Below are 13,055 nucleotides of genomic sequence, written 5' to 3'. Positions count from 1 at the left end.
GTGTTGTTTTTACGTTAGAAATCAGTATTATACGCACCACGTCGGGTCGTTAGCTCAGTCGGTAGAGCAGTTGGCTTTTAACCAATTGGTCGTAGGTTCGAATCCTACACGACCCACCATCAAATCCTGTGAAAGCCCCGTGATCGAAAGATCACGGGGCTTTTGCCATGTGCCGGAAAAAGTCCGCCGTACGGCCATCGACGCCGCATCGCATGCAGGACGGTGGTGATAAAATCGCCGGCATAATCAGACCGTGCCTGTTGAGGTTTCCACACGATGTCCCAGATTTCCGAACGCCTGTTGGTCCAGGCCCATCTGGCGGCGAAGCAGCCGCGGGTGCTGAGCGCGCAGGAAGAGGCTGACTACCGTGCCGCCATCGCCGCCGAGCTGAAGGCGCAGAACGCCGTGCTCGTCGCGCACTACTACTGCGATCCGGTAATCCAGGCGCTGGCCGAAGAGACCGGCGGCTGCGTTTCCGATTCGCTGGAAATGGCCCGCTTCGGCAACCAGCATTCGGCGCAGACCGTGGTGGTCGCCGGTGTTCGCTTCATGGGCGAGACGGCGAAGATCCTCAACCCGGAAAAGCGGGTGCTGATGCCCACTCTGGAGGCGACCTGCTCGCTGGACCTGGGTTGCCCGGTGGAGGAATTTTCCGCCTTCTGCGACAAGCATCCCGAGCGCACCGTGGTGGTCTATGCGAACACGTCGGCTGCGGTGAAGGCGCGAGCCGACTGGGTCGTGACCTCCAGTTGCGCCGTGGAAATCGTCGAGCACCTGATGGACAACGGCGAGCCGATCCTCTGGGCGCCGGACCAGCACCTGGGCCGCTACATCCAGCGTGAGACCGGTGCCGACATGCTGCTCTGGGACGGCGCCTGCATCGTCCACGAGGAGTTCAAGGCCAAGCAACTGGAAGATCTCAAGGCAGTCTACCCGGATGCGGCGATCCTGGTGCATCCGGAGTCGCCGGAAGCGGTCGTCGAGCTTGCCGATGCCGTGGGCTCCACCAGTCAGCTGATCAAGGCGGCGCAGACGATGCCGAACAAGCGCTTCATCGTCGCGACCGACCGCGGGATCTTCTACAAGATGCAGCAGCTCTGCCCGGACAAGGAGTTCATCGAGGCGCCTACCGCAGGCAACGGCGCGGCCTGCCGCAGTTGCGCGCACTGCCCATGGATGGCCATGAACACCCTGGAGCGCACGCTGGCGTGCTTGAAGGAAGGAACGGGCGAAATCTTCGTCGACCCGGCTCTGATTCCCAAGGCGATCAAGCCGCTCAAGCGCATGCTCGACTTTACCCAGGCGGCGAAGCTGAAGCTGGCGGGCAACGCCTGATTCGATGTTCTGAATGAAAAAGCCCGGCAGATACCGGGCTTTTTCATGGGCGGGAGAAAGGCTCAGCGCCCCATCATTTCCTTGAGGATGCGCTGCTGGTCGCGGAACTCCTGCTGGCGAGCGTCCAGGCGCGCGGCCAGGGTGAAGTTGCCGCCGGCGCGCCGTTTGGCGAAGTCCAGCTGCTCGATCGCCTGCTTGTAGTCGCCGGTTAGGGCGTAGTACTCCGCGCGGGCCTGGTACACGCCGATGGCGTTGCCGCTCAGGGTGCAGGCGTCGGCCAGGCGGTTCCATACGTCCGGGTCCAGCGGGCGGCGCTGGGAGAGCTTGAACAGGGTTTTCTCGGCATCGGCTGCGCGATTGGTCTTCATCATCAGGTCGGCGTTGGCCTGGATCAGCGGGTAGCTGTCCGGGTACTGGCTGAGCATCTTCTGCACTCGCGCCTGAGCATCGGGCAATTTGTTGGCAGTGATGTCCACATCGGACATGGCCAGGTTGTAGCTGATGTCGTTGGGCGCCTTGGCCAGCAGTTGCTGGAGGTTGCTGCGGGCTTCGTTGAGCTGGCCGATCTTGGTCTGCGACAGCGCCAGGCCGTAGCGCGCGGCGTCGTTCTTCGGGTTTTCGTCGAGCTGCGCGCGGAACTGCTTGCTGGCCATGCCTGGCGTGTCCTCGAACATCTGCTGGACGCGGGCGCGCATCAGTTCGTAGCGCAGCGAGTCCTCCTTGCCGCCCTTGGGGTACTGCTCGGCACGGTTACGGGTGTCGGCGATACGCGATTCGGTCACCGGGTGGGTCAGCAGGAATTCCGGCGGCTTGCCCTCGTAGCGGTACTGGCGGGCCAGGCGTTCGAACATATTGGGCATGGAGCGCGGGTCGTAGCCGGCGCGGACCATGGTGGCGACGCCGACACGGTCGGCTTCCTGCTCGTTCTGCCGGGAGAAGCGCAACTGGTTCTGGATCGCCGCGGCCTGGGTGCCGGCGATGGCAGCAATACCGGCGTCTCCAGCGCCCGCTGCGGCGGCGACGATACCTGCCAGCATGGCGGCCATCACCGGGATCTGCATGCGTTGCTGCGCCTCGATGCCGCGGGCGAAGTGGCGTTGGCTCAGGTGGCCGAGTTCGTGCGCCAGTACGGCGATGTATTCCCCTTCGGTCTGGGCGTAGATGAACAGGCCGCCGTTGACGCCGACCACGCCGCCGGGGGCGGCGAAGGCGTTGATCTGCTTGTCGCGGATCAGGATGAACGCCAGGCGATGGTCCTGCAGCTCGCTGGACTCGGCCAGACGATAGACGCTGGACTCGACGTAGTCCTTGAGCTGGGGATCGTTGAGCGTGTCGACCTGGTTGCGCAGCATGCTCAGCCAGGCGCGGCCGAGCTGGAACTCCTGCTCCGGGGAGACGATGGACGAGCTGGCGTCCCCCAGGGAAGGAAGGTCGTCCGCCAGGGCCGGCATGGCGAAGGCGATGGCGAGCGACAGCAGGGCAGGGCGGAGTACTTTCATGTACACGAGGCTCGTTCCGAGAAAGGCTCTACTTTAGCCGCAGGCTAACGACTATGCCTAGTTTGCAGGGTAGAAGTGCGGCGCAATTCGAAATGGGTATTTTCGACGCCGTTGCCCTTGTAAGGCCTGAGGCTGATGGCTTGATTAACGAATCTGCGAGTCGCCGGGCCTGGTTACTTTTCCAATGCTTTCGGTATTCTTGGGCGCCCTGACCGGAGTTCGTCTCGATGTCCGATTCCACGCCGTCCGTCCCCGCTTGTGACGCGGAGCTGGACGCCAGCGGTCTCAATTGTCCGTTGCCGCTGCTCAAGGCCAAGCTCGAACTGAATCGCCTGCCGAGCGGCGCGGTGCTCAAGGTGATCGCCACCGACGCCGGTTCCCAGCGTGACTTCCGCGTTTTCGCCGACCTGGCCGGGCACTCGCTGCTACATGAAGAGGCCGAGTCCGGCGTCTATCGCTACTGGCTGCGCAAGAAGTAGCCCTGATCCCGGGTAACGCGATGTTGCCCCTTTCGTTTCGCAGGTTTCGTTGATGCTCAAGGTTTTGCAGGACTGGATGCAGCGCTATTTCTCCGATGAGGAAGCGATAGTGCTGGCGGTCATTCTCGGGTTGGGATTCACCGTCATTCTCGCCTTTGGCGGGATGCTCGCCCCGGTGCTGGCGGCGATGGTCATCGCCTTCCTGATCCAGGGCATGGTCGGCGTACTGGAGCGCCTGCGCATGCCGCACCTGTTCGCGGTGTGGTTGGTGTATTCGCTTTTCCTTGGTCTGCTGGCGGTGTTCCTGCTGGTGCTGGTGCCGCTGCTGTGGAAGCAGCTGTTCACCCTGTTCAACGAGCTGCCCGGCATGCTCGGAGAATGGCAGGCGACGCTGCTGATGCTGCCCGAGCGCTATCCGGACATGGTCACCGAGGAGCAGGTACTGCACACCGTCGAGGCGGCGCGCAATGAACTGGGCCAGCTCGGCCAGTGGGCGCTGACCTTCTCCCTGTCGGGCCTGCCGGTGGTGGTCAACATCATGATCTACCTGGTGCTGGTGCCGATCCTGGTGTTCTTCTTCCTCAAGGATCGTCGGCGCTTCTACCACTGGTTCCGCCGCTACCTGCCGCGCGAGCGCGGTCTGATGAAGCAGGTGTGGAACGAGATGAACCAGCAGATCGCCAACTACATTCGCGGCAAGGTCATCGAGATCTTCATTACAGGCGTGGCGACCTACATCGCCTTCGCGGTGCTGGGCCTGAACTATGCAGCGCTGCTCGCCCTGCTGGTCGGCCTGTCCGTGGTGGTGCCCTACATTGGCGCGGTCGTGGTGACCGTGCCGGTGGCGATGATCGCGCTGTTCCAGTGGGGCTGGAGCGACCAGTTCATTTACCTGATGGCGGCCCACGCGATCATCCAGGCGCTGGATGGCAACGTCCTGGTGCCGTTGTTGTTCTCCGAGGCAGTGAACCTGCATCCGGTGGCGATCATCTGCGCGGTTCTGCTGTTCGGCGGGTTGTGGGGCTTCTGGGGCGTATTCTTCGCGATCCCGCTGGCGACCTTGGTGAAGGCGGTGCTGGACGCCTGGCCGCGGCAGCCGCCCGTGGAGCCACAAGTCAGTCCGATGATGTAAACGAAAAAAGGCCGCTGATCAGCGGCCTTTTTCATGTGTGTGGTGTAGCTCAGACCTTGTTCAGGCGCTCAGGTGTTCAGCGCCTGGGCGGCGGCGAGTACGGCATCCACGTGGCCGGGCACTTTCACGCCGCGCCATTCCTGGCGCAGCACGCCCTGGGCGTCGATCAGGAAGGTGCTGCGGTCAACGCCCATGTATTCCTTGCCGTAGAGCTTCTTCAGCTTGATCACGTCGAACAGCTGGCAAACGGCTTCGTCCTTGTCGCTGATCAGCTCGAAGGGGAAGCATTGCTTGGCCTTGAAGTTCTCGTGGGACTTGATGCTATCGCGGGAAACGCCGAACACCAGGGTGTTTGCGTTGGCGAAGTCCTCGATTTTGTCGCGGAAACCCTGGCCTTCAGTGGTGCAGCCGGGGGTGCTGTCCTTGGGATAGAAATACAGGACGACCTGCTTGCCCTTGAGCTCGGACAGGCGGAATTCGATGCCGCCGGTGGCCGGGGCCTGGAAATCGGCGACGGGCTTGTTCAGTTCGACTGCCATTTGGCTCTCTCCTTACGGATGCTGCGGACGCCAGGGTTCGATCAGCGCGTCCAGGTTCAGCGCATCGGCGAAGTCGAGGAACTGATCGCGCAGCCAACTGATCTGGGTGCCGGCCGGCAGGGTCACGGTGATGGTGGCGTTGAGCATGCTGGTGTTGGTGTGCGGTGCCTGGTAGGTGTCGCAGGTGAGGTTCTCCAGCTCGATGTTGTGATCGATGAAGAACTGGCACAGCTCGTTGAGGATGTCCGGCCGATAGACGGCGCTGACGTAGGCCACGTAGGGCAGGGCCTGGGCACGGGTAACGTGGACATTGCTGCGGGTGACGCTGAGGGTGAAGCCGTGGCGCTTGGCGAGGGGCGGCAGGCCGCCTTCGAGGCGGGCCAGGGCATCCCAGCTGCCGGAGACCTGCAGGACCAGCGCGCTGAACTCGCCGTGGCGGGTCAGGCGGCTGCTGACCACCGAGCAACGGTTGTCGACACAGGTGCGGCACAGCACGCTGGTCAACTCCATCGGGTTCGGGCCCAGAGCACTGATCAGAAGGAATTGTTCACGAGGGTGGGAGGTGGACATGCAGCGTTCCTGGGAGTGGCGGCCAAGCGGGCCGCATCGACAAAGGGGAAAGGGTAGCGAAAAGCGCCGATGAGGGGAATGTCTGGCCGCTCGCGGGTCGCTGCGTCACCTTGTGCGTGGCCGGTGGCGACAGTACCATTACGGCTTTCTTTTTCCGGCAGGAGCGGTTGCATGATTGCGGGCAGTATGGTGGCGCTGGTCACCCCCTTCGATGCTCAGGGTCGACTGGATTGGGACAGCCTCGCTAAGCTGGTGGACTTCCACCTGCAGGAAGGCACCAACGCCATCGTAGCGGTCGGCACCACGGGTGAATCGGCCACTCTGGACGTGAACGAACACCTGGACGTGATCCGTCGCGTGGTCGACCAGGTCAATGGCCGCATCCCGGTCATCGCCGGTACCGGCGCCAACTCCACCCGCGAAGCCGTCGAGCTGACCGAGGCTGCCAAGTCCGGCGGCGCCGATGCCTGCCTGCTGGTGACCCCGTACTACAACAAGCCGACCCAGGAAGGCCTGTACCAGCACTTCCGCCACATCGCCGAAGCTGTGGCCATCCCGCAGATTCTCTACAACGTGCCGGGCCGTACTGCCTGCGACATGTTGCCGGAGACCGTCGAACGCCTGTCCAAGGTGGCGAACATTGTCGGCATCAAGGAAGCCACTGGCGACCTGCAGCGCGGCAAGGAAGTACTGGACCGCGTCGGCAAGGATTTCCTTGTCTACTCCGGTGACGACGCCACCGCCGTCGAGCTGATGCTGATGGGCGGCAAGGGCAATATCTCGGTGACCGCCAACGTCGCCCCGCGCGCCATGAGCGACCTGTGCGCCGCCGCCATGCGCGGTGATGCCGCCGCTGCCCGCGCCATCAACGATCGCCTGATGCCGCTGCACAAGACGCTGTTCATCGAATCCAACCCCATCCCGGTCAAGTTTGCCCTGCACGAAATGGGGCTGATTCCAGAGGGCATCCGCCTGCCTCTGACCTGGCTCAGCCCGCGTTGCCACGAACCGCTGCGTCAGGCCATGCGCCAGACCGGCGTCCTGGCTTAAGGAGCCCCCTCGCATGAAGCGACTGGCAGGACTGACTGCGCTCGCCCTGGTTATTGGCAACACCTCCGGCTGCGGCTGGCTGTGGGGCCCGGAAGGCTACTTCCGCGACCGTGGCGACGATTACCTCAATGCCCGTGAAACCGCGCCGATGAAAGTGCCCGAGGGCATGCAGAGCAAACAGCTCGACCCGCTGCTGCCGATCCCGATGAACGTTGCCACCAGCACCGAGAAGGAAGGCGAATACGAAGTACCGCGTCCGCAGCCGCTGTCTGGCGCCGGCGAAGTCAGCGACTTCAGCTTGCAGAAGAGCGGCGACTCGCGTTGGCTGGTCGCCCAGCGTCCGCCGGCAGAAGTCTGGCCGGTCGCCCATCAGTTCTTCCAGGACAACGGCTTCGCCATCGCCAACGAGCGCCCGCAGACTGGCGAATTCAGTACCAACTGGCAGCCTCTGTCGCAGCTCTCCGCTCCGCTGGCCCGCCGTCTGAGCAGCCGTGTGTCGGGCGTCGAGCCTGACAGCGAAGCGCGCGTTCGCGTGCGCATCGAACCGGGCGTGCAGACCAACACCAGTGAAGTCTACGTGCTGAGCGAAACCCGCCCGGCCGGCAGCACCGCCACTGGCGATTGGCCGACCAAGCCGGCTGTGCCGAGCCTGGATGCCGCGCTGCTCGATGAAATGATTGCCAGCATGGCCACCAGCGCCGAGAAGGGCGGTTCCGTTTCCCTGCTCGCCGCGCATTCAGACTACGACACCCCCGGTGCCGTCCAGCTGAACAAGGATGGCAGCGGCAACCCGGTGCTGACCGTCGACTCCGACTTCGACCGCGCCTGGGTCAGCGTGGGTCGCGCCCTGGATCGTGCCGACATCCGTGTCGACGACCTCAACCGCAGTCTGGGCGTGTACTACGTCAACATCGCCGAAGGCGCGAAGAAGAAGGACGAAGACAAGCCTGGATTCTTCAGCCGCCTGTTCGGCGGTGGCGAGAAGACCAAGGAAGAAGAGGACGCCAAGGCCCAGCGCTACCAGGTTCGCCTGACCAGCGTGAGCAACACTGTCCAGATCACCGTTGACAAAGACATCAACACCTCCGCACCGGCTGATGTGGCGCAGGGCGTGTTGGAGAAACTCCAGGAGAGTATGCGGAATGCACTTCGCGGTCCTGGGGAGCGGAAGCCGGGGCAATTCGGCCTTGGTGAGCAGTTCTGACACCCGAATACTGATCGATTGCGGCTTTCCGCTGCGTGAAACCATCCGCCGTCTGGCGCGCCTGGGCTTAGAGCCCGGGCAGCTGGACGCGGTACTGGTCACGCACGAGCACTCCGATCACATCAACGGCGTCGAACTGCTGGCCCGGCACCATCGAATACCCGTGTACCTCAGCGCCGGCACCCTGCAGGGAATGCGCAAGCCGGTGACACCAGCGGGGCTGCTCAAGTGCGGCGACCGCCTGGTACTGAAAGACCTGGAAGTCACTGCGGTGAGCGTCTCCCATGATGCGCGGGAGCCCCTGCAGTACGTGTTTTCCGATGGCCGGAAGCGCTTTGGCCAGCTCACCGATCTGGGAGCCGCCACGGCGCAGGTGCTGGAATGCTATCGTGGCCTCGATGCGTTGATCATCGAAGCGAATCACGACACCGACATGCTGGCCCGCGGTCCGTATCCCTACCCACTCAAGGTCCGTGTAGGCGGCCAGTGGGGACATTTGAACAACCGGCAGGCCGCCGAACTCGTGGCCCAGCTGGGCTGGGAAAGCCTGCAGCACCTGGTGCTGGCGCATCTCAGCGAAAAGAACAACTCGCCGCAACTGGCCCGGCAAAGCTTCGTCGACACCCTCGGGTGCGACCCGGACTGGCTGCAGGTAGCCGATCAGCATTCTGGACTCGACTGGCGCACCATCGCCTGAGCCCACCCCTTAAGCAAGCGGAGCCCATCATGGAAAAACGCGAAGAACTCTATCGCGGCAAGGCCAAGTCGGTTTACACCACCGATGACGCCGACCGCCTCGTCCTGCTGTTCCGCAACGACACCTCGGCGTTCGACGGCAAGCGCATCGAGCAGCTTGATCGCAAAGGCATGGTGAACAACAAGTTCAACGCCTTCATCATGCAGAAGCTCGAAGCCGCCGGCATTCCGACCCAGTTCGACGCCCTGCTGTCGGATAACGAAGTGCTGGTCAAGAAGCTCGCCATGATTCCGGTCGAGTGCGTCGTGCGTAACTACGCCGCCGGCAGCCTGGTGCGGCGCCTGGGCGTCGAGGAGGGCCTGCAGCTCACTCCGCCGACGTTCGAACTGTTCCTGAAGAACGACGCCCTGGGCGACCCGTTCATCAACGAATCCCACGTGCAGGCCTTCGGCTGGGCGACCCTGGAGCAATTGGCCGAAATGAAGGCCTACTCCTTCAAGGTGAATGAAGTACTCAGCAAGCTGTTCGATGATGCTGGCCTGCTGCTGGTGGACTTCAAGCTCGAGTTCGGCCTGTTCCACGGCAAGATCGTCCTGGGCGACGAATTCAGCCCGGACGGCTGCCGCCTGTGGGACAAGGAAACGCGCAAGAAGATGGACAAGGACCGCTTCCGCCAGGGGCTGGGCGATGTCATCGAGGCCTACGAAGAAGTGGCCCACCGTCTCGGCGTACCGCTCTGATCCGACGAGCGCACGCAAGCGCCTGATACCACGAAAAAAATCCGAAAACAAAGCTTCGCGTTCGGACTTCAAGCTGGTATCATGCGCGCCGCACGGAGAGATGCCGGAGTGGTCGAACGGGACGGATTCGAAATCCGTTGAACCAGCAATGGTTCCTAGGGTTCAAATCCCTATCTCTCCGCCATTACATATGGCCAAAACCCCTGAAATGCCTAGCGTTTCAGGGGGTTTGTCTTTTCTGCGTCCTGCGAATCTCGAAGACCTCTTGAAAGGAGCCGGCGGCGTGCCGGTCGCGGGAGACTTATGGAGTTCTTCGGCATCGCATCCTGCGGGTGATCTGACGAGGACGATGCCAGTCTTGATGGTCTGACAGGCGGTGTTGTGGCAGTTCGCGACAGGCTCATGCTCTGAGTACTGTGCGGCAAGACGTCTTCCGGGCGTTCTCTGCAGCCGCGGACCGAATATCCCCCTCAGCCCCAAAAAAAACGCCCGATGCACTGCATCGGGCGTTTTGTTATCGGCGATTCTCGAAGCCGGGACCTCCGCCGTGGCCGCCACCGCCGGGGCCACCGTTACCGCCATGGCCACCGCCACCTGGGCCACCGAATGGCGGGAAGAACGGCCAGCAGCCGGAGAGCAGAACGAGAGAAGTCAGAAGAGCGGCCTTGGTCAGCTTGGACAACATCGAGACACCATGGAAGCGTGGAAAAATCGGCGCTGAGTAGACCCTTCGGCGGCGATGGTGTCTCGAACAATTTGGTATCGGCAAGGTAAGTATTGTGTCGGTGCTGATGCTTTCTACACGAGTCGCCATGAAATGGATGTTTGCCGGGCTGGTCCTCTCGCTGTTCGCGCTGAATGCGCGAGCCGGAGATGGCCGTTAGGCCTGACCAGCGCGGCAGAAGGCGCGATGCTGGCGCGGTAGAAGGGGATGGCGCTCGAGGAGGTTGGCAGGCTGATCGACCGGAGTGATTTCGAGCCGAAGCAGAAAGGGCTGTACAAGGATATCGCCCAATGGGCTCGCCAGCGCCCGAGGGTGGTCGGGGACGAAGCCAGGAGAAGGCGGTCCGGGATTATGCTGATGAGGTCAGGGCAGCCTGCCCGCGGATCATGAGCAATCTGTCGATGCGATGAGTGGCTGCCGTGGAGTGCGCCTCGGCGGCACTCCAGGGCGCGTCAGGATATTGCGGGATCTATTGCTTTCCCGTTATCCCGCCTTACCCGCAATACCCATCCATCTTCTGCCGGTTCCCTTCCGTGGGATTCGCCTGGTACTGCTGTCGCCAGAACTGGCACGGCGCACTGTTGAAGCGTCTTTCCTGCTCCGACTTCTCGATCTGTCGATTCTGCTGCTCCTGCACGGCCTGCTGACGCTGCTGATATTGCTGGAACATTGCTTCGTTACTGCGGGGTGGCGGAGGAGCCGCAGGTGCTGTCGAGGCGGGCGCACCGAGGTGGGTGACGAGCGCGGCCGGGGCGTCGCGCCAGACCAGCCAGGCTGTGGCGGCGACGGCCAGGCAACCAAGCCAGATGCCGGCGGCGATAGCGATGGTGAGTTTCCAGAAACCGAGGGCGGGCTGTGACATGAGTTGAGGCTTTGCAGGACTGAACCGCACTGATAACCCATCAGGCCCTGCAGGGGAAGTGGTTACCCGCGGCGCCGGGGCGTCGCGGGCGAGGGGTTACTTCGGTGCCGCGGCAGACTCGTAGGCTTCGAGGGCGCGCAGGGAATAGATGTAGGCGGCGCCGGCGTTGAGGGAGATAGCGGTGGCCAGGGTCTGGGCGATCTCCGCTTCGGTGGCGCCAGCCTTGCGTGCGGCTTCGGCGTGGACGCCGATGCAGCCGTCGCAGCGGGTGGTGATGGCGACGGCGATGGCGATCAGTTCTCGGGTCTTGGCATCCAGGGCGTCGCCATCAGCGGCGGCGGCTTCCAGCGCCTGGTAGGCGGCGATCATCTTCGGATGCTTCTTGCCCAGGGCGCCGAAGGCTTTTTTCACGGCGGGGACGTATTCGGACCAGTTGAACAGCATGATGCTTCTCCTTGAGGCCGGGAGGGGTGTGGCCTTGAAGCTTAGTCTGCGTCAGCCGGCGTGCCGCGTATTGTCTGTTCCGCTCAGATTTTTCATCGATGCGCTCGACCGTCGCTGCTTGCCGAGGCGCTCGCTGGTTCAGCGGGCGTCGAGGATTTCGTAGCGCTGGCGCGCGCTGCCGGTGCCCACTTCGACTTCGTCACCGGGGTGGCGATGGAGCAGGGCATTGCCCAGCGGCGCGCGGGTGGTGATGACGAGAATCTCGGTGCCTTCGTACTGCACCTTGAGCCCGGCGCCGTCCGGACCGATGAAGACCCAGCGCTGCTGGTCCTGCTCGTTGACCAGTTGCACCAGGGCGCTGGTCTGGATGCCCAGTTCTTCGTCGAAATCGCGCAGTTGCAGGTTCTCGAACAGCGACAGCGCCTGGCGGATTTCCTCCACGCGGCGCGACTGGCCGGCCGCGAGATAGGCCGCCTCCAGGCCAAGGGTGTCGTACTTGTTCTCGGCGATGTTCTCCTCGTGCGTCGCGGTCTCGTGGGCTGTCTGGGCGGCACGCACGGCGACGTCCAGGTCTTCGGAGAGACGGGCGAGGATCAGTTGGTAGGCGCGTTTCTTGTCCATGGCGACAGGCTGGAAATAAAGGCGTCTATCCTAGGGGCTTTGCGGGATTCTGCGAAGGCGCTGTCAAGATTTTCCCGTGTCGGCCGATAGAGCGGCTGAATTCCCGGAACAAAGGACATCCGGCATGAGCCTTTCCATTACTCCAGCCATACAGACATTTGCCAACCAGCTGCGCGTGGCGAGCGACACCGGCACAACGACAGGTACTGCTGCCGAGAACACCGGTACCGACAGCCCCCGCCTGCAGGCTGGCGGTACGGCTTCCAGCGGCAAGGGCAGCAAGAGTTCCTCAAGTTCCGGCAGCTCCAGCACGGCAGTCGAGCAGCTGCAGAAGCGCCTTAAGGAACTGCAGAAGCAGTTGCAGCAGGAACAACGTGAGCTGGCCGAGGCGCAGCGGCGCCGCTACTCCTCGGATGCCGAGCGGACAGCCGCGCTGATGGCGCTGCAAAGTCGCATTGCCAGCACCAGTGCGGCCATGCAACAGACCGCTGCGGCGCTCGCCGAGGCGATCCGCAAGGCCGGTGGCAGTGGCGCTGGCTCGATGGTCAGCGCCAGCGCCTGAGGTCGATCAATAGCCGGTGAGGATGTTGACAATCACGCCGGTGGCGATGGCCACCAGGATGTAGTCGCCGTTGACGTACAGCCAGCGATGGTCGCGCGGCGGTGCGTACAGGTGGCGGGCATGCCAGTCGGTGACCCAGTAGCGGTCGCCGCGATAGTTCGGCTCCACGACCACGCCGCGGCGCCAGTCGCGATGGGGAACCGGCATGCCGGCCTGGGGGCGGTAGTCCGGGTTGCGATAGGCGTGGGCGTTGTTCTGGCCTGGGCGTGCCTGCTGGTTGTGGCCGCCCTGGGGCGCGCGTTGCGGTTGTTGCTGGGGCGGTTGGCGCTGCTGCTGTTGCGGCCCGCGGTTGTCCTGCCGGTTCGGGCCGTTGTCCGGACCGGGGCCGGGCTGGGCGAAACTGGCCAGCGGGCTGCCGAGCATCAGGGCGGCACAGAGCAGGGCGACGGACTTCTTCATGGTGTTCTCCTGGTGCAACCGGCAAAAACGGTGCGTATTTCCACTTCATCTCCCGGACGATCCGGGTACGTCATCAGACCGCAGGTCTGCGTCAATGAATGCCAAGGCTAAGTAAAAGTCTGGTAAAGAGTTTTTCCG

15 protein-coding genes and 2 tRNA genes are annotated in these 13,055 nt (G+C 63.2%); 10 read left to right on the top strand and 7 right to left on the bottom strand.

Annotated features, from left to right (window positions below; all coding sequences use genetic code 11):
* Nucleotides 1-43: 43 nt before the first annotated feature.
* Together AC1ZV1_RS22935 and nadA are read left to right on the top strand one after the other, a co-directional pair.
* A tRNA-Lys gene (locus tag AC1ZV1_RS22935) sits at nucleotides 44-119 on the top strand.
* A 157-nt stretch (nucleotides 120-276) separates the two neighbouring features.
* Entirely contained in the window at nucleotides 277-1,335 is a 1,059-nt protein-coding gene (nadA, locus tag AC1ZV1_RS22930; protein WP_484293771.1) for a quinolinate synthase NadA, read from the top strand.
* A gap of 62 nt (nucleotides 1,336-1,397) precedes the next feature.
* Here the strand turns inward: nadA and AC1ZV1_RS22925 are convergent, their stop codons facing one another.
* Complete coding sequence (locus AC1ZV1_RS22925; protein ID WP_484293770.1) at nucleotides 1,398-2,834, bottom strand: M48 family metalloprotease; 1,437 nt, start codon at nucleotides 2,832-2,834, stop codon at nucleotides 1,398-1,400.
* A 227-nt stretch (nucleotides 2,835-3,061) separates the two neighbouring features.
* Here AC1ZV1_RS22925 and AC1ZV1_RS22920 point away from each other — a divergent pair, with 227 nt between their 5' ends.
* Together AC1ZV1_RS22920 and AC1ZV1_RS22915 are read left to right on the top strand one after the other, a co-directional pair.
* Nucleotides 3,062-3,313 (top strand): sulfurtransferase TusA family protein, encoded by a 252-nt coding sequence (locus AC1ZV1_RS22920; RefSeq protein WP_484293769.1) that lies wholly within the window; start codon nucleotides 3,062-3,064, stop codon nucleotides 3,311-3,313.
* Nucleotides 3,314-3,365: 52 nt separating this feature from the next.
* Nucleotides 3,366-4,445 carry an AI-2E family transporter gene (locus tag AC1ZV1_RS22915; protein WP_484293768.1) on the top strand — a complete coding sequence of 360 codons (1,080 nt, stop codon included), beginning with the start codon at nucleotides 3,366-3,368 and terminating at the stop codon, nucleotides 4,443-4,445.
* A 68-nt stretch (nucleotides 4,446-4,513) separates the two neighbouring features.
* On the opposite strand, the gene AC1ZV1_RS22910 is transcribed toward AC1ZV1_RS22915, so the two are convergent.
* Both AC1ZV1_RS22910 and AC1ZV1_RS22905 read right to left on the bottom strand, forming a co-directional pair.
* Entirely contained in the window at nucleotides 4,514-4,984 is a 471-nt protein-coding gene (locus tag AC1ZV1_RS22910; protein WP_484293767.1) for a peroxiredoxin, read from the bottom strand.
* 12 nt (nucleotides 4,985-4,996) lie between these two features.
* Nucleotides 4,997-5,554, bottom strand: a complete 558-nt coding sequence (locus AC1ZV1_RS22905; RefSeq protein WP_484293766.1) for a glycine cleavage system transcriptional repressor — start codon at nucleotides 5,552-5,554, stop codon at nucleotides 4,997-4,999.
* A 171-nt stretch (nucleotides 5,555-5,725) separates the two neighbouring features.
* Here AC1ZV1_RS22905 and dapA point away from each other — a divergent pair, with 171 nt between their 5' ends.
* The 5 genes from dapA to AC1ZV1_RS22880 all read left to right on the top strand — a co-directional run bounded on the left by dapA (nucleotide 5,726) and on the right by AC1ZV1_RS22880 (nucleotide 9,429).
* Nucleotides 5,726-6,604 carry a 4-hydroxy-tetrahydrodipicolinate synthase gene (gene dapA, locus AC1ZV1_RS22900; RefSeq protein ID WP_484293765.1) on the top strand — a complete coding sequence of 293 codons (879 nt, stop codon included), beginning with the start codon at nucleotides 5,726-5,728 and terminating at the stop codon, nucleotides 6,602-6,604.
* Nucleotides 6,605-6,617: 13 nt separating this feature from the next.
* Nucleotides 6,618-7,808 (top strand): outer membrane protein assembly factor BamC, encoded by a 1,191-nt coding sequence (gene bamC, locus AC1ZV1_RS22895; RefSeq protein WP_484293764.1) that lies wholly within the window; start codon nucleotides 6,618-6,620, stop codon nucleotides 7,806-7,808.
* A complete protein-coding gene (locus tag AC1ZV1_RS22890) occupies nucleotides 7,747-8,505 on the top strand; it encodes an MBL fold metallo-hydrolase (protein ID WP_246084954.1) in 759 nt (252 codons plus the stop codon). The genes bamC and AC1ZV1_RS22890 overlap by 62 nt, the downstream gene beginning before the upstream one ends.
* 29 nt (nucleotides 8,506-8,534) lie before the next feature.
* Entirely contained in the window at nucleotides 8,535-9,245 is a 711-nt protein-coding gene (gene purC / locus AC1ZV1_RS22885; RefSeq protein ID WP_038803299.1) for a phosphoribosylaminoimidazolesuccinocarboxamide synthase, read from the top strand.
* Between the two features lie 94 nt (nucleotides 9,246-9,339).
* Nucleotides 9,340-9,429 (top strand) — tRNA-Ser (locus AC1ZV1_RS22880).
* Nucleotides 9,430-10,462: 1,033 nt separating this feature from the next.
* Here the strand turns inward: AC1ZV1_RS22880 and AC1ZV1_RS22875 are convergent.
* The 3 genes from AC1ZV1_RS22875 to AC1ZV1_RS22865 form a co-directional block, all read right to left on the bottom strand.
* Complete coding sequence (locus AC1ZV1_RS22875) at nucleotides 10,463-10,831, bottom strand: hypothetical protein (RefSeq protein ID WP_484293763.1); 369 nt, start codon at nucleotides 10,829-10,831, stop codon at nucleotides 10,463-10,465.
* A 96-nt stretch (nucleotides 10,832-10,927) separates the two neighbouring features.
* Nucleotides 10,928-11,275: a carboxymuconolactone decarboxylase family protein gene (locus AC1ZV1_RS22870; RefSeq protein ID WP_017522075.1), complete on the bottom strand. Its 348-nt coding sequence runs from the start codon at nucleotides 11,273-11,275 to the stop codon at nucleotides 10,928-10,930.
* A 138-nt stretch (nucleotides 11,276-11,413) separates the two neighbouring features.
* The gene (locus AC1ZV1_RS22865; RefSeq protein WP_484293762.1) at nucleotides 11,414-11,896 is read right to left on the bottom strand and encodes a GreA/GreB family elongation factor; all 483 of its coding nucleotides are present in this window, start codon (nucleotides 11,894-11,896) and stop codon (nucleotides 11,414-11,416) included.
* A 124-nt stretch (nucleotides 11,897-12,020) separates the two neighbouring features.
* Here AC1ZV1_RS22865 and AC1ZV1_RS22860 point away from each other — a divergent pair, with 124 nt between their 5' ends.
* The gene (locus AC1ZV1_RS22860) at nucleotides 12,021-12,458 is read left to right on the top strand and encodes a hypothetical protein (protein WP_484293761.1); all 438 of its coding nucleotides are present in this window, start codon (nucleotides 12,021-12,023) and stop codon (nucleotides 12,456-12,458) included.
* A 6-nt stretch (nucleotides 12,459-12,464) separates the two neighbouring features.
* Here AC1ZV1_RS22860 and AC1ZV1_RS22855 read toward each other — a convergent pair whose 3' ends face one another.
* Complete coding sequence (locus AC1ZV1_RS22855) at nucleotides 12,465-12,917, bottom strand: RcnB family protein (RefSeq protein ID WP_484293760.1); 453 nt, start codon at nucleotides 12,915-12,917, stop codon at nucleotides 12,465-12,467.
* Nucleotides 12,918-13,055 lie beyond the last annotated feature (138 nt).

It is taken from the genome of Pseudomonas sp. BB438, from assembly GCF_057180225.1.
This window is presented reverse-complemented; position numbering and strand designations above follow the sequence as displayed.

Bases quoted from the DNA above. Each gene is read 5' to 3' on its own strand.
- bamC (WP_484293764.1), top strand. From the start codon at position 6,618: ATGAAGCGACTGGCAGGACTGACTGCGCTCGCCCTGGTTATTGGCAAC.
- nadA (WP_484293771.1), top strand. From the start codon at position 277: ATGTCCCAGATTTCCGAACGCCTGTTGGTCCAGGCCCATCTGGCGGCG.
- AC1ZV1_RS22910 (WP_484293767.1), bottom strand. From the start codon at position 4,984: ATGGCAGTCGAACTGAACAAGCCCGTCGCCGATTTCCAGGCCCCGGCC.
- AC1ZV1_RS22915 (WP_484293768.1), top strand. From the start codon at position 3,366: ATGCTCAAGGTTTTGCAGGACTGGATGCAGCGCTATTTCTCCGATGAG.
- purC (WP_038803299.1), top strand. From the start codon at position 8,535: ATGGAAAAACGCGAAGAACTCTATCGCGGCAAGGCCAAGTCGGTTTAC.
- AC1ZV1_RS22925 (WP_484293770.1), bottom strand. From the start codon at position 2,834: ATGAAAGTACTCCGCCCTGCCCTGCTGTCGCTCGCCATCGCCTTCGCC.
- AC1ZV1_RS22890 (WP_246084954.1), top strand. From the start codon at position 7,747: ATGCACTTCGCGGTCCTGGGGAGCGGAAGCCGGGGCAATTCGGCCTTG.
- AC1ZV1_RS22870 (WP_017522075.1), bottom strand. From the start codon at position 11,275: ATGCTGTTCAACTGGTCCGAATACGTCCCCGCCGTGAAAAAAGCCTTC.
- AC1ZV1_RS22855 (WP_484293760.1), bottom strand. From the start codon at position 12,917: ATGAAGAAGTCCGTCGCCCTGCTCTGTGCCGCCCTGATGCTCGGCAGC.
- AC1ZV1_RS22875 (WP_484293763.1), bottom strand. From the start codon at position 10,831: ATGTCACAGCCCGCCCTCGGTTTCTGGAAACTCACCATCGCTATCGCC.
- AC1ZV1_RS22860 (WP_484293761.1), top strand. From the start codon at position 12,021: ATGAGCCTTTCCATTACTCCAGCCATACAGACATTTGCCAACCAGCTG.
- AC1ZV1_RS22865 (WP_484293762.1), bottom strand. From the start codon at position 11,896: ATGGACAAGAAACGCGCCTACCAACTGATCCTCGCCCGTCTCTCCGAA.
- dapA (WP_484293765.1), top strand. From the start codon at position 5,726: ATGATTGCGGGCAGTATGGTGGCGCTGGTCACCCCCTTCGATGCTCAG.
- AC1ZV1_RS22905 (WP_484293766.1), bottom strand. From the start codon at position 5,554: ATGTCCACCTCCCACCCTCGTGAACAATTCCTTCTGATCAGTGCTCTG.
- AC1ZV1_RS22920 (WP_484293769.1), top strand. From the start codon at position 3,062: ATGTCCGATTCCACGCCGTCCGTCCCCGCTTGTGACGCGGAGCTGGAC.